Raw genomic sequence first — 13,410 nt, 5'->3', positions numbered from 1 at the left:
ACCTACGGCTCCCCGAAGCCGTCCTCGACCATGGCGGACAGTTCGGCCAGGACCGCATCGGCATTGTCGCCCGCGACGATCAGTTCGATCGTGTCGCCCTTGGCCGCGCCGAGCATCATCAGCCCGAGAATCGATCCGCCCGCGGCCTCGTTGTCGCCCTTGGCCACGCGTACGCTGCAGCCGTTCGGCAATTCGGCCACGGCGTTGACGAATTTCGCGCTAGCCCGCGCGTGCAGGCCGCGCTGGTTGACCACTTCGATACGCTTGCGCCGCTCGCTCAAGAGGCTTTCCGTGCGCTTTCGAGGTCCTGGCCGAGGAACTCGCTGGCCACGGTGATGTAGTTGCGCCCGGCAGTCTGCGCGGCATGGACCGCATCGACCACATTCATGCTCTTGCGCGCGCCGGCGAGGCGGATGAGCATCGGCAGATTGATCCCCGCGATCACCTCGATATGCCCCGTATCGAGCAGCGAGATCGCGAGGTTGGATGGGGTCCCGCCGAACAGGTCGGTGAGGATGATAGCGCCCTGGCCCTCATCCACCTCCTTGATCGCATTGGCGATATCGGCGCGACGCTGCTCCATGTCGTCGTTCGGACCGATGCAGATGGTGGCCACGCCGTCCTGCTTGCCGACGACATGCTCCATCGCATCGATGAAATGCTCGGCCAGTTTGCCGTGGGTGACGAGGATCATGCCGATCATGCAGCTTCAGTTCCGTTTGCGATGCCCGAAGAGTGTGCCTGCGTGGCGCTTAACCATTCCTTGCCTCCGGGTCTAGCGGCGCTCGAGCGGGTCGGCGGGGCGCGATCCGAGGTTCCGGTGGATGACCGTGGGCGAAAATCCCGCCTCGCGCAAGACCTCGGCGGCGCGTTCCGCACTGTATACCGAACGGTGTCTCCCACCGGTACAGCCGAAGGCGATGTTGAGATAGCTGCGCCCCTGCGCGGCATAGCGCGGCATGACTTCGTCGAGCAGCGCGACGATGCGCGCGAAAGCGGGGGCGAAAGCGGGATCTGCAGCGATATGCTTTCCCACCGCGTCGTCGAGCCCGGTCTGTTCGCGCAGGCCCTCGACCCAGTGCGGATTGTCGAGAAAGCGCATGTCGAACAGCAGGTCGGCCAGCGGCGGCATGCCGCGCGCGAAGCCGAAACTCGAAACGGTCACCGTCATCGTCCGCTCGGCATCTCCCGCGAAATGTTCGCGTACGACCTGCTGCAACTGGTTGGTGGCATAATCGGTGGTATCGACGACCACATCGGCCCAGCGGCGCAGCGGTTCGAGCAATTCGCGCTCTGCCTTGATCCCGTCATGCGCCGGACGTCCGCGGGCCATCGGGTGCGGGCGACGCGTTTCATTGTAGCGCCGCTCGAGTTCGCCGCTGCCGCAATCGATGAACATCGTCGTCACCTCGAGGTCGTCGCGCGCCTCGAATTTCTTGAACAACTCGATGATCTTGGCCGGCACGAAGCCGCGCGTGCGCGAATCGACCCCGATGGCGATGCGCGAACTGTCTGCGCTGGCGCCGACCAGCCGGTTGAGCAGGCGGATGGGGAAATTGTCGATCGCCTCCCAGCCGAGATCCTCGAGCACCTGGAGGGCAGTCGACTTGCCCGCGCCGGACAGGCCGGTGACCAGGAGGATTCGTTGTTTCGAATGCGAATCGGCTGCCATTGCCTGCGCTGCCTATGCCTTTTCGGTGGGCTTGGGGAGGGGGAGACCGTGTACAGCCAGCGCTCGTTCGGCACGCAGCGCCTGGATCGCATCGCCCGGGGCGAAAGGCAGCACGGGCACCGCGCACCCCTCGATATCGCGCATGGCGAGATCCATCGGGTAGCGGGGTGCAGCGGGATCGAGCGCGAGAACCAGCGCCACAGGACCCTGAGCTACCGGCGTCTCGACGATCCCGACATTGCGGATCTCGATCAGGCCGGCGGTATTCGCTGGCGGTGCGGCGGTCAGGCGTCCGTCGTGCGCAGCCACTTCCACCGCGTCGTCGCCTACCAGCACCCCGCCGCGATCGATCAGCGCCAGCGCGAGCGAGGACTTGCCCGAACCCGGCGGCCCCTCGATCAGGATGACGCGACCGTCCACCGCCACGCCGGTGACATTGGCGAGAACGCGCGCGCTCATCGCTTCGCCGGCAAGCCGAGCTCAAGGCAGGCGCCCTCCCCGCCATCGGCGCGCGAGGTCGCCACCAGCGTTCCCTCGTGGGCCTCGGCAATGGTCCGCGCGATGGCGAGGCCGAGGCCCGAATGGTTGCCAAAATCCTCTTCCGCCGGGCGGTCCGAGTGGAAGCGCTGGAACACCTTTTCGCGCTTTTCCTCGGGGATGCCGGGCCCTTCGTCGCAGATGGACAGGGTGACCCAGTCGTCGCGGCGCACGATATCGGCCCAGATCCGCCCGTCGGCAGGCGAGAAGGAAACCGCGTTGTCGAGCAGGTTCTGGATCACGCGTTCGAGCCGCACCGGCACGCCCATCACCCAGGCCGGCTTGTCGGCGCCCGATATCTCGAGCTGGCGTCCTTCGTTCTCGTCGCGCGCGGCGCGGCTTTCGGCGATCGTGCAGAGCAGGTGCGCTAAATCCACCGGCTCGAAATCGGTGCGCGACATTTCGGCATCGATCCGGCTGGCGTCGGAAATCTCGGTCACCAGCCGGTCGATCCGGCGCACGTCGTGCGTGGCGATGTCGAGCAATTGCGCGCGCAGGTCCGGATCCTCCACCTTGGCGAGCGATTCGGTTGCGCTGCGCAGGCTCGCGAGCGGGTTCTTGATCTCGTGCGCGACGTCGGCGGCGAAATGTTCGACCGCGTCGATCCGCTGGCGCAGCGCGGCGGTCATGTCGGAGATCGAGCGCGCGAGCATGCCGATTTCGTCGCGCCGCTGCGGCAGGCGCGGAACCTCGACCTGCCGGTCGCGGCCCTGCCGCACGCGCACCGCAGCCTGGACCAGTTCGCGCAGGGGCCGCACGATGGTCTGCGCCAGGAACAGCGACAGCAGTGTCGAGATCGCCAGCGCCAGCAGGACGATCAACGCAACGGTCGAGCGCGCCTCGCGCACGCGCTCGGTGATGTCGACCGGATTACGGGTTAGCAGCAATGTGTCGCCGTCGAGCCCGACCGGCGCGGCGGCATTGATCACATGCGTCCCGTCGGGCGCGTCGCGCAGCACGATCTGGGTGAGGCTGTCCTCGCGCGCGCGGGTCAGTTCGGGCCAGTCCTCGACATCGTCGCTCTCGGGTTCGACATAGTCGGGCAGCGCGGGCGCGCCGACGATGCGGTCGAACCAGCGATCGAGCCGCAGCGCGAAAGCATTGCGGTCGACTTCGCTCGCGGAAGGCAGGGTGAAGCTGGGCGGGGCGAGCTTGAAACTGTCGGATTCGAGCCTGCCGTCGGGTCCATAGACGCGCAGGCGAAGGCGCTGTTCCTTGCCGATCTGGATCAGCAGGGCTTCCTGCCGCTGCGGTGTCGCCCCGGCGAGCGCCTCGGCGGTGATCTGCGCCTCGACAAGTGCCAGCTTGAAGCGCTCGTCGAGCAGCTGCTTGCGATAGGCATCGACATAGATCACCCCGCCGCCGAGCAGCACCAGCGGCAGGACGTTGACGAAGAGGATACGGCTGGTGAGCGAAAGCCGCCGCGACCAGCGCAGTTTCTCGAGCCGCGGATCGCCTTTGAGGACGCTGCCTATTTCCGACATGGCGTGCCTGCCCGCCTCAGCCTTCGTTGAAGCTGTAGCCGGCGCCGTACAGCGTCTCGATCGCCGAGAAGGTCGGATCGACACTGCGGAACTTGCGCCGCATCCGCTTGATGTGGCTGTCGACCGTGCGGTCGTCGACGAAAACGTCGTCGGGATAGGCGGCGTCCATCAACTGGTTGCGGCTCTTGATTACGCCGGGGCGCGCGGCGAGCGCCTCGAGCAGGAGGAATTCCGTGACGGTGAGCGAGACCGCCTGCCCGTCCCAGGTTACATGGTGGCGCGCCGGATCCATGTAGAGCCGCCCCCGTTCGAGCGCTTCGCCCGGGGTATCGTCGAACTGTTCGGACAGCAGCAGCGGATGGCGGTCTTCCCCGCTGCGGCGCAGGATCGCGCGGATACGGGCAAGCAGCAGGCGCAGGCTGAACGGCTTGGCGATGTAATCGTCGGCGCCCATCTCGAACCCGGCTTCCTCGTCGGTTTCGTCGTCCTTGCTGGTCAGGAAAATGACCGGCAGGGGCGATTTCTCGCGCAGTCGGCGAAGCAGTTCCATCCCGTCCATTTTGGGCATCTTGATGTCGAAAATGGCGAGGTCGGGCGGATTGGAGAGCAACGCGCTGAGCGCCGCCTCGCCGTCGGAATAGACGCGGGTGGCGAAGCCTTCGGCCTGCAGCGCGATGGAAACGGTGGTGAGGATATTGCGATCGTCGTCGACCAGCGCGATGACCGTGCGGTTTTCCTCGGTCCCCGTGGCGGGCCCCGTTGCGGGCTCTGGGCTTGTGCTGTCCATCGTCTTGCTGATTAGCCGCAATAATTCCGCAAAACAACGCAGGCCATGTCCCGCATAAAGACAAGTTGTCGCCCAGCCGTTTGACGCAGCGGCACGGCGGGACTATTGGCGATAGCGAAAGCCGCGCATTCGTATGCGCAGGCGATTCCCGGACCAACCCGCACGATGCGCTGGAGGATTCAGTGACCTTTCCGCTTTCCCACTCGCTTGCCGCGCAGGGCATCGAGACAGCCGCCACCATCCATCCCAACCTCACCTCGGAAGAGCTGACCGCCGCCGCGCTCGCCAATGGCGAGGGACGCCGCGCCAAGGACGGGCCGCTGGTGGTCGAGACCGGCAAGCACACCGGCCGCAGCGCCAAGGACAAGTTCATCGTCCGCGACGCCGAGACCGAAAACACCGTGTGGTGGGACAACAACGCTTCGATGACGAGCGCGCATTTCGCCGCGCTCAAGGAAGATTTCCTCAAGGCGGTGGCGGACAAGGGCGACCTCTACGTCGCCGACCTGTTCGGCGGCTCGCAGCCCGAATATCGCGTCAACGTGCGCGTCATCAACGAGCTCGCCTGGCACAACCAGTTCATCCGCACGCTGCTGGTCCGCCCGACCGAGGCCGAACTCGACGGTTTCGTCCCCGAATACACGATCATCGACTTGCCGAGTTTCAAGGCCGATCCCGAACGCCACGGCACGCGCAGCGAAACCGTCATCGCGGTCAACCTGTCGGAAAAGCTGATCCTCATCGGCGGCACCAAATATGCTGGCGAAATGAAGAAGAGCGTGTTCGGCATCCTCAACTACCTGCTGCCGACCAAGGGCGTGATGCCGATGCACTGCTCGGCCAATATCGGCCCCGACGGCAAGAGCGCGGTGTTCTTCGGCCTTTCGGGCACCGGCAAGACCACGCTTTCGGCCGATGCCAGCCGCACGCTGATCGGTGACGACGAGCACGGCTGGTCGGACACGGCGGTCTTCAACTTCGAAGGCGGCTGCTACGCCAAGATGATCCGCCTCGATCCCGAGGCCGAGCCGGAAATCTACGCCACCACCAAGATGGAAGGCACGATCCTCGAAAACGTCGTGATGAACGATGCGGGCGAGATCGACCTCGACGACAACAGCCTCGCCGAGAACACCCGCGGCGCCTATCCGCTGTCCTCGATCCCCAACACTTCGGCCGAGAACATGGGCCCGCCGCCGAGCAATGTGATCATGCTGACCGCCGATGCCTTCGGCGTGCTGCCCCCGATCGCGCGGCTGACTCCCGACCAGGCGATGTATCACTTCCTCTCGGGCTATACCGCCAAGGTCGCCGGTACCGAGATCGGCGTGACCGAGCCGCAGGCGACCTTCAGCACCTGTTTCGGCGCCCCCTTCATGCCGCGTCACCCGAGCGTCTACGGCAATCTCCTGAAAGAGCGGATCGCCAAGGGCGAAGTCCACTGCTGGCTGGTCAACACCGGCTGGACCGGCGGCAAGTACGGCACCGGGCACCGCATGCCGATCAAGGCCACCCGCGCCCTGCTCAACGCCGCGCTCGACGGATCGCTCAACGACGCAGAATTCCGCAAGGATCCGAATTTCGGCTTCGAAGTGCCGGTGAGCGTCGAAGGCGTCGACGACGGTATCCTCGATCCGCGTTCGACCTGGGCCGACAAGGACGAATACGATCGCACCGCCAGCAAGCTGGTGCAGCTCTTCGTCGACAATTTCGAACCCTTTGCGGCGCATGTCGACCAAGGCGTGCGCGATGCGGCGCCGAATACGGCAGTCGCCGCCTGACCCGATCGGCTTCCCCAAGGGGGAACCCACCAGTTGGAGAGGAGGCCCCCGGCCGCGGAAACGCGGACCGGGGGCCGAAAATTCCGGGACCGTGGCGAGCGGGCCTCCAGCCGCGATCAGTCGCCCTCGTCCTCGCCTTTGTCGCCGTCCTTCTTGCTGGCGATCGCCGCGAGCGCATCGGTCAGGTCGACCACGCGGCGCGGGCTCCATTCGGTACCCTCCGCAACCTCGTCGAGTTCTTCGAGATAGTGCTGCGCCTCGCGCGCCATGCGCCCGCCGTGGGGGTTCGCCGCGACCGGGCCGAGCGTGTTGCGGGCCAGCGCGATCTTGCCCTCGCGTGCCTGCATCAGCCCCGCATTCATCGCCAGGCTGCGGTCGAAGGGCGAGAGCTGTGCCGCGCGTTCGAGCGCATGGCGGGCGACCTCGTTGGGAGCGACGCCGCGTTCGACGAAGCTACGGTAGTAATAGATCAGCGGTAACGGGTGATCCTGTTCGAGCCGGTTGAGCGCCGAGAAGGGCTGCATCGCGGCGGCATAGGCGGCCTCTTGGTCGTCGGCCTGCTCCGCCTTGCGAAACAGCGCGAACCCTTTCTGCACCAAGGCGTTCTTGACCGTGGCGTCGATCGCCAGCGCGGCATCGGCGGCAGCGATCGCCGCATCGTCGTGGCCGGCGTCGAATTCGGCTTCGGCCAGCGCGGCGAGCACGCCGGCATCGTCGGGAAACCGCGCGGCCACTTCGCGCGCATCTGCGAGAATGCCTTCCGCTGTCTCATCGTCCACCCCGCGCTTCGAGCGGATGATCACGGGCAGCATCTCGTCCATTCCCGCGCTCAGCCTCTCCACGGCGACGGGCCGGATGGGGAGCATTTCGGGCTGCAGGACGAAGCCCAGCAGCTTGCGCTTCTTGAGATAGGCATCGAGCTCGCGTTCGAGCACGTCGAGGTTGCCAAAGGCGCTGACGGCGGCCTCGCGCGATGTCTGGCCCGCGGCGATATGGCGCGCGTATTCGAGCAGCTGGTTTTTGCGTTCGGGCGAAAAGGTGAGGTAGTGGTAGAGCGCCCAGCTGCGGCCGTAGAAATTGTCCTCGGGGTTATTGCCCCCGCGGCTTAAATTGCCACGGTCAAACAGTTCCTCGATCGGGACATCGGGTGCCAGTGCCAGTTCGTAGGCGCGATGGTGCGCCGGCAGGCCGATGCGCACTTCGCCGCTGCGCGGGAAGCGGGCCGAAGCGAAGAATTCGGCACCGCCTTCGTCCATCCACCGCGGCATGGCGAAGCGTGAGCTGCCGATCAGGAAATGATGCGCATATTCGTGCAGCAGGGTAATCATGGAAAAATCGAGCTCGCCGGAGCTTGCCCGGACGTCGGGTACGAAGGCGACCGAGCTGCCCGCGCGCGGGATATAGAAGCCCCCGACATTCCGAATTCCGGCCAGCTTGCGGATCTTGCGCGAGCTGCCGACGGCATAGATCGTCACGCGGTTCGACGGGCTCGGTGTCTCGAGTTCGCGCCCGGTGACGAAAGACATGGCGGCGTGATAGCGCTCGAGCATCTCGGCGAAGCGCGCGACGTCCTTGGCGCTGTCATCGGCATAGATGACGAAATGTTCGCTGTCCGCGCGGTGCCAGTCGGCCTGCGCCGGCACGGCGAGCGAAAGTGCTGCAATCGCAGCGATAGATCTCAGCATGGTTGCGACCCCCGTCTGTCTAGCGAGGCTGAGACTAGCCGGGGCTCGCGGAAAATCTATGACGAATGCGTCATCCGCGTGTGCTCGATATAACGCGAGATGGTCTTCTCCAGCACGTCCATCGGGACATTGCCGCCGAGCACGACGGCATCGTTGAAGCCCTTGAAATCATAGGCAGTGCCCAGTTCGCGCTGCGCACGGGCGCGCTGGTCGACGATCCGGCTGTGACCGAGCTTGTAGCCGGTCGCCTGGCCCGGCCAGCTGCAATAGCGATCGACTTCGCTGTCGACCTCGGTCGGCTTGTTGCCGTTGCGGGTGACGAAGAAATCGACCGCCTGCGCGCGGCTCCAGCCCTTGGCGTGGAGCCCGGTGTCGACCACCATGCGGCAGGCGCGGAAGGCGAGGCTTTGCAGATAGCCCAGCCGCCCGACGGCGAAGCCGTCGTAGGCGCCGAGTTCGTCAGCCAGCTGTTCGCCGTAAAGCGCCCAGCCTTCGCTGAACGGGTTGAAGGCGAGAATCGAGCGGATCAGCGGCAGGCGGTTCGAATATTCGCCCTCCCACACATGACCGGGGATGGTCTCGTGATAGGTGAGGTCGGCAAGATCGTATTTACGGTGCAGGTCGGTGGTCCGCAGGTTGATCCAGAAGCGGCCCGGGATCGTCCCGTCCTTGCTGCCCGCACCGCCATAGGCACCTGGTGCGCCGACTTCCTCGGCCGGCGGGATACGGCGGACCTCGAGATTGGGATCGACCAGCGTATGGAAAGCGCGCGGCATTTGCGCCTTGATCCAGTCGATCCGCTCGTGGATGAATTCCATGATCTCGGCGCGGCCCGCGTCGCCTGCGGGAAACTGGTAGCGCGGGTCCGCGGCGAGCGCCTGCATGCGTTCGCCCACCGAGCCGCTGGTATAGCCGATATCGCGCAGGATCGGGTCCATCCGCGCATGCAGCGCCTCGAGTTCCTCGAGTCCCTGCCGGTGGACTTCATCGGGCGAGAGCCGCGTGGTGGTGCTCGATCGCAGCGCCCAGTCGTAGAACTGCTCGCCATAGGGCCGAGCGGCAATGCCCGGGGCGTCGGTTGCAACCGCAAGCTCGGCACGCAATTCCTCCAGTTGGCGGGTCAGTGCCTCGGCGATCGGCCCGCTTTCGAGCGTCAGCGCGCGATTGGCATGGCTCTCGGGCATGCCCTTGGCCGTGAGCTTGGCGCGCAGATCGTCGGCGAACAGCTCGCCCTTGCCGGCGCTGGCGATGGTCTGTTCCATCTGGCGGATCGCCTTGTCGAGCAGGAAGGCGGGCGGAACCACACCCATGCCGCGCGCGGCACGGATGCGTTCGACTTCACCCGCGAAACTCGCCGGCATCTGCTCCATGCGCTCGATATAGGCGTCGGCATCGTCGCCATTCTCGACCTTGTGGTTCGACTGCATGAAGCGCGGCAGCGCGAGATATTCGCCGACGTTCTGGATCACGACATAGGGCGCTGTGCGCCAGTTGCCGACGGGCGTGTCGCCATAGGGCAGGGCGAAGCCGTCGAGTGCGAGATCATAGGCGCTCTCGACTACCTCGAGGCTGGTCAGCGTCGCATCGTCGAGCCCCTCGCGCGGGAAAGCGCGGACGCGGGCGAGATCCTGGCGCAGCGTCGCGGCATAGGCCTGCTGCCCGGCGGGCGACTGATCCTCGAGCTTTGCGCGCAAGTGGTCATGCGCGCCGGTATCGACGCCGAGCGCGGTGGCGCGGTCGGGTTCGTGTTCGAGCAGATTGTATCCCACGACTTCGAGCAGCCGCTCGGCACCGATGGCCTGCGCGCGGGCGAGCGCTTCGGGGCGCGCGGAAACCCCGCAGCCGGTGAGCGCGAGGGCGGAGGTGGCGCCGAGCCCGGCAAGGGCCTGGCGACGGGTGATTTCGAAGCTGGTCTGGGTCATGCGCGCGGGTGTGCTGTCCGTGCGCATGCCTGTCAAATCAATCGAGGAATTCCGCGGGGACCTTGCCGCCATTGGTTGCGAGGCCGTTCATCACGCGCCGGTGAAGCCAGATGTTGTCTTCCGCACTGCCCGCATAGTCCTCGCGACCCATCTCGCTCGCAAGCGCCTTGCGTGCCTCGTAATCGGAGTCGATGCCGAGCAGCTTCATCAGGTCGACGATCGAGGTCCGCCAGTTCAGGCTGTCCGCGCCGGGCATCGAATCGAGGTGGTTTTCAACGTCGATGACCGGCTTTGGCCGGGCCTCGATGACAGGCGCGTCGGTCGTGCCATGGCCGGACGGCCGAGTTCGGGGGGCTTCGCGTGCCTCGGCCTTCTTGCCGAAGATCGCGTCCTTGATCTTGCTGAAAATGCTCATGGGATCGTCTCCTTTGCCCCAGTCGAACGGGTGAAGGATGACCGTGTTCCGGCGAGGAGGCTTGCCGCAGGAGCGCAATCGGTTAATGCGATCGCATGCTCGATGCCGTGCTCTCGATCACTGTCCTCGCCGCGCTGCTGCTGCTCGTCGGAGCCTTCTTCCTGTGGCGCCGCACGGGCAATGCGAAGAACGCGCTGCTGATGGTGCTGCTGGCAGCGATCGCGCTGGTCAATGTGGCGATCTGGACGCTGCCCGATACGGATGGCGAGGCCCCGCTCGACAAGCTCGAGCAGGGCACCCGCTGACCCGCGCCTAGCGCGGCAATTCCCACCGCACCGCGCTGGAATAGCTGCCGGCGACCGGCTCGCCATTGACTCCGCGCGCCGGTTCGAAGCGTGCCCGCTTGGTGACCAGCGCACAGGTTGCCTGGTCGAGTTCGTCATGGCCGGTCGAGCCGGTAACGGTGCAGCCGGTGACCTTGCCGTTGGCCGCGATCTCGAGCCGGAAGCGCGCAGTCCCGGTCAGTTCGCGCCGCGCCCAGCTGGGCCGGTAGTCGTCGTCGCTCAGCCAGCGCGCCGGGTCGTTGCGCGGCTTTGCGGCAACCGGATCGAAGCCCGGCTGCGGCACCGGTCTGGGCAGCTCGCGGCCGAGCCCGGGCTGCGGCGTCGGCAGCGGAGGCAGGACCAGCGGAGTGGTCGGAATGGTCGGTTCGACGGGGGCGATGTCGAGCTTGGGCTTGGGGGCCTGGACCAACGGATCGACCGGTTGGGCCTCGCGGGGCTCGACCGGATCGGTGGGTTCGGGCGGCGGGGGCGGATCGATCGGGATGTTCGTCGCGTCGATATCGTTGATGATCTCGGGCATCGCACCGCTGACAGTCAACCCGGCGACGAGCGCCGCTGCAATAGCCGCATGCACGCCGACGACCGCCGCCATGCTGGCGGGGGAAGGCCTGCGGGTCTGGTCGATATAGGACATGGGTTGTGCTCCTCTTCCAACGCGGGAGCCGTTCGGGCGACTCTCCTGTTGGCAATGTTACAACGTAACATGCACGAGGCAAGCATTTTCGCGTTGCATTCCGCAACCTTGCAGCGATGGGGAGTTAGCGCAGGCGCCGGGTGGCCGGCGCGATCACTTGATCGGGCAGGACGGGTCGAGCCGGAAATCGAGATAGTTGTCGACCGACTTCATCAGCTCGGCCTGCTCGTTCTCGAAGAAGTGGTTGGCGCGCGGGATTTCCTCGTGATGCACGGTGATGTGCTTCTGCGTGCGCAGCTTCTCGACCAGCTTGGTCACCGCCTGCGGCTGGACCACCGTGTCCTGCGCGCCGTGGATGAAGATGCCGCTGGCGGGGCAGGGCGCGAGGAAGGAGAAGTCGTACATGCTCGCCGGCGCGCCGATGCTGATCCAGCCGCGGATCTCGGGGCGGCGCATGAGCAGCTGCATGCCGATCAGCGCGCCGAAGCTGACGCCAGCGACCCAGGTCACCTGCGCTTCGGGATGGACCTGCTGCACCCAGTCGAGCGCGCTCGCCGCATCGGACAGCTCGCCGATGCCGTTGTCGAAACTGCCCTGGCTGCGGCCGACGCCGCGGAAGTTGAAGCGCAGCGTGGCGAAGCCGCGGTTGACGAAGGTCTTGTAGAGCCGCTGCGTGATCTGCTCGTTCATCGTGCCGCCGCCCTGCGGGTGCGGATGGAGGATCATCGCCACCGGGGCGCGCGGGCGCGGGGCGGGGGAAAAACGGCCTTCGAGACGGCCTTCGGGGCCGGGAAAGATCACGGTCGGCATGGGAGGTATACCCTGGTCGAAATTTTCATGGGCTCGGCCCCCGAGAGGGCTTGCGCGAGGTTGCGCGCTATATAGGGTTTGTTGCCCAAATCGCAATCATTTCGAGCATGTCCCATCGCGAACCGCATCTATCTCGATCACGCCGCCACCAGCCCGCTGCGCCCCGAGGCGCGCGCCGCTATGGACGAGGGCTTCGGACACTGGGCCAATCCGAGCAGCCCGCATGCCGAGGGGCGTGCCGCGCGCAAGCTGCTCGAGGACGCGCGCGAGCGGGCGAAGGCGGCGCTCGGCTGGAAGGGCGAGGTGATCTTCACCTCGGGCGCGAGCGAGGCTGCGGCGCTGGCGTTGCAGCACGCCCAGGCCGGGGCGCGGCTTGTCTCGGCGGTCGAGCATGACTGTATCCTGCAGGCGGCCCCCGATGCCGAGCGCTTGCCTGTGCGCAGCGACGGTGCGCTCGATCTCGAAGTGCTGACCGAAGCGGTGCAGCGCGAGCGCCCGCTGGTCATTGTGCAGCAGGTCAATTCGGAAACGGGCAGCCGACAGGATGTGCCCGCCATCGCCGGGATCGTCCACCAGGCGGGCGGGCTGCTGCTGGCAGATTGCGCTCAGGGGGCAGGCAAGATGGCCCTGCCGGAGGGGGCGGACTTGGGAATCGTCTCGGCGCATAAATTCGGCGGGCCGATCGGTGTCGGCGCGCTGCTGGTGAAGGATTACGCCATGCTCACCCCCTCCGGCGGGCAGGAGCGCGGCTATCGGCGCGGGACCGAGAACATGCCCGGCGTGCTCGGCATGGCGGCGGCGCTGGAGGCTTGCAGCGATCGCTATGTCGATCCGCAGGTCTTCGAACCACTCGAGGTCCTGGCCGACGAATGCCGCAAGCTCGGCGGCACCTGGCTCTCGGATCGGCTCTCCGATCCCACCCCCTATATCCGCGCCATCGCCATGCCCAACATGAGCGCCACTGCGCAGGTCATGCGCTTCGACATGACGGGGATCGCCGTGTCGCAGGGCAGCGCCTGTTCGAGCGGGACGATGAAGACCAGCCGCGTGCTCGAGGCGATGCAGGTCGAGCCCGAGGTCGCCGCCAACACGATCCGCGTCTCGCTCGGCTGGAACACGACCCGTGCCGAGGTCGAGCGGTTCTGCGAAGTCTGGCTCGACCTCGCGCGGCCGCGCTGATCGGTTTTTCGCGCGAAGACGCCAAGACGCGAAGGCGAGCGGCGCAGGCTTTTGAACATTTGCACACGAAGCCACGAGGCCACGATGAAGCTGTTCGCGCCGACACCGTCGTGCATTCGTGGCTTCGTGTGCTCATAAACGGCGGCTTCGCCGCGGACTC

Annotated in this window: 14 protein-coding genes; 3 read left to right on the top strand and 11 right to left on the bottom strand. The window is 66.2% G+C overall.

Annotated features, from left to right (window positions below):
• Window positions 1–2: 2 nt before the first annotated feature.
• From ACEQZ0_RS06295 to ACEQZ0_RS06270, 6 genes are all read right to left on the bottom strand, one after another.
• The gene (locus ACEQZ0_RS06295) at window positions 3–281 is read right to left on the bottom strand and encodes an HPr family phosphocarrier protein (protein WP_370189463.1); all 279 of its coding nucleotides are present in this window, start codon (window positions 279–281) and stop codon (window positions 3–5) included.
• Window positions 278–703 (bottom strand): PTS sugar transporter subunit IIA, encoded by a 426-nt coding sequence (locus tag ACEQZ0_RS06290; protein WP_370189461.1) that lies wholly within the window; start codon window positions 701–703, stop codon window positions 278–280. The genes ACEQZ0_RS06295 and ACEQZ0_RS06290 overlap by 4 nt, the downstream gene beginning before the upstream one ends.
• 72 nt (window positions 704–775) lie before the next feature.
• Window positions 776–1,672, bottom strand: a complete 897-nt coding sequence (rapZ, locus tag ACEQZ0_RS06285; RefSeq protein WP_370189459.1) for an RNase adapter RapZ — start codon at window positions 1,670–1,672, stop codon at window positions 776–778.
• A 12-nt stretch (window positions 1,673–1,684) separates the two neighbouring features.
• Complete coding sequence (locus ACEQZ0_RS06280) at window positions 1,685–2,131, bottom strand: HPr kinase/phosphorylase (protein WP_370189457.1); 447 nt, start codon at window positions 2,129–2,131, stop codon at window positions 1,685–1,687.
• A complete protein-coding gene (locus ACEQZ0_RS06275) occupies window positions 2,128–3,693 on the bottom strand; it encodes an ATP-binding protein (RefSeq protein WP_370189455.1) in 1,566 nt (521 codons plus the stop codon). Before ACEQZ0_RS06275 ends, ACEQZ0_RS06280 begins: the two co-directional genes overlap by 4 nt.
• Window positions 3,694–3,709: 16 nt before the next feature.
• Window positions 3,710–4,480, bottom strand: a complete 771-nt coding sequence (locus tag ACEQZ0_RS06270; protein ID WP_370189454.1) for a response regulator transcription factor — start codon at window positions 4,478–4,480, stop codon at window positions 3,710–3,712.
• Between the two features lie 182 nt (window positions 4,481–4,662).
• Here ACEQZ0_RS06270 and ACEQZ0_RS06265 point away from each other — a divergent pair, with 182 nt between their 5' ends.
• Window positions 4,663–6,261: a phosphoenolpyruvate carboxykinase gene (locus ACEQZ0_RS06265; RefSeq protein ID WP_370189452.1), complete on the top strand. Its 1,599-nt coding sequence runs from the start codon at window positions 4,663–4,665 to the stop codon at window positions 6,259–6,261.
• A gap of 116 nt (window positions 6,262–6,377) precedes the next feature.
• On the opposite strand, the gene ACEQZ0_RS06260 is transcribed toward ACEQZ0_RS06265, so the two are convergent.
• The 3 genes from ACEQZ0_RS06260 to ACEQZ0_RS06250 are packed head-to-tail and all read right to left on the bottom strand — an operon-like array spanning window position 6,378 to window position 10,283.
• Window positions 6,378–7,946: a hypothetical protein gene (locus tag ACEQZ0_RS06260; RefSeq protein WP_370189450.1), complete on the bottom strand. Its 1,569-nt coding sequence runs from the start codon at window positions 7,944–7,946 to the stop codon at window positions 6,378–6,380.
• 56 nt (window positions 7,947–8,002) lie between these two features.
• Window positions 8,003–9,868, bottom strand: coding sequence for a DUF885 family protein (locus ACEQZ0_RS06255; RefSeq protein ID WP_370189448.1), 1,866 nt, complete (start codon window positions 9,866–9,868; stop codon window positions 8,003–8,005).
• A gap of 37 nt (window positions 9,869–9,905) precedes the next feature.
• Entirely contained in the window at window positions 9,906–10,283 is a 378-nt protein-coding gene (locus ACEQZ0_RS06250) for a DUF3597 domain-containing protein (RefSeq protein WP_370189446.1), read from the bottom strand.
• A gap of 95 nt (window positions 10,284–10,378) precedes the next feature.
• On the opposite strand from ACEQZ0_RS06250, the gene ACEQZ0_RS06245 reads away from it, so the two are divergent.
• The gene (locus tag ACEQZ0_RS06245) at window positions 10,379–10,588 is read left to right on the top strand and encodes a hypothetical protein (RefSeq protein ID WP_370189444.1); all 210 of its coding nucleotides are present in this window, start codon (window positions 10,379–10,381) and stop codon (window positions 10,586–10,588) included.
• 7 nt (window positions 10,589–10,595) lie between these two features.
• On the opposite strand, the gene ACEQZ0_RS06240 is transcribed toward ACEQZ0_RS06245, so the two are convergent.
• Entirely contained in the window at window positions 10,596–11,261 is a 666-nt protein-coding gene (locus ACEQZ0_RS06240) for an energy transducer TonB (protein ID WP_370189442.1), read from the bottom strand.
• A gap of 153 nt (window positions 11,262–11,414) precedes the next feature.
• A complete protein-coding gene (locus ACEQZ0_RS06235) occupies window positions 11,415–12,071 on the bottom strand; it encodes an alpha/beta hydrolase (protein ID WP_370189440.1) in 657 nt (218 codons plus the stop codon).
• Window positions 12,072–12,197: 126 nt separating this feature from the next.
• On the opposite strand from ACEQZ0_RS06235, the gene ACEQZ0_RS06230 reads away from it, so the two are divergent.
• Entirely contained in the window at window positions 12,198–13,250 is a 1,053-nt protein-coding gene (locus ACEQZ0_RS06230; protein WP_370221290.1) for a cysteine desulfurase family protein, read from the top strand.
• Window positions 13,251–13,410 lie beyond the last annotated feature (160 nt).

The sequence above is a fragment of the Qipengyuania sp. genome, assembly GCF_964227205.1.
Classification (GTDB): domain Bacteria; phylum Pseudomonadota; class Alphaproteobacteria; order Sphingomonadales; family Sphingomonadaceae; genus Qipengyuania.
The sequence above is the reverse complement of the archived record's forward strand: the minus strand, read 5'-3'. Positions and strand labels throughout refer to the sequence as shown.

Bases quoted from the DNA above. Each gene is read 5' to 3' on its own strand.
- ACEQZ0_RS06290 (WP_370189461.1), bottom strand. From the start codon at position 703: ATGATCGGCATGATCCTCGTCACCCACGGCAAACTGGCCGAGCATTTC.
- rapZ (WP_370189459.1), bottom strand. From the start codon at position 1,672: ATGGCAGCCGATTCGCATTCGAAACAACGAATCCTCCTGGTCACCGGC.
- ACEQZ0_RS06280 (WP_370189457.1), bottom strand. From the start codon at position 2,131: ATGAGCGCGCGCGTTCTCGCCAATGTCACCGGCGTGGCGGTGGACGGT.
- ACEQZ0_RS06275 (WP_370189455.1), bottom strand. From the start codon at position 3,693: ATGTCGGAAATAGGCAGCGTCCTCAAAGGCGATCCGCGGCTCGAGAAA.
- ACEQZ0_RS06270 (WP_370189454.1), bottom strand. From the start codon at position 4,480: ATGGACAGCACAAGCCCAGAGCCCGCAACGGGGCCCGCCACGGGGACC.
- ACEQZ0_RS06260 (WP_370189450.1), bottom strand. From the start codon at position 7,946: ATGCTGAGATCTATCGCTGCGATTGCAGCACTTTCGCTCGCCGTGCCG.
- ACEQZ0_RS06255 (WP_370189448.1), bottom strand. From the start codon at position 9,868: ATGACCCAGACCAGCTTCGAAATCACCCGTCGCCAGGCCCTTGCCGGG.
- ACEQZ0_RS06250 (WP_370189446.1), bottom strand. From the start codon at position 10,283: ATGAGCATTTTCAGCAAGATCAAGGACGCGATCTTCGGCAAGAAGGCC.
- ACEQZ0_RS06245 (WP_370189444.1), top strand. From the start codon at position 10,379: ATGCTCGATGCCGTGCTCTCGATCACTGTCCTCGCCGCGCTGCTGCTG.
- ACEQZ0_RS06240 (WP_370189442.1), bottom strand. From the start codon at position 11,261: ATGTCCTATATCGACCAGACCCGCAGGCCTTCCCCCGCCAGCATGGCG.
- ACEQZ0_RS06235 (WP_370189440.1), bottom strand. From the start codon at position 12,071: ATGCCGACCGTGATCTTTCCCGGCCCCGAAGGCCGTCTCGAAGGCCGT.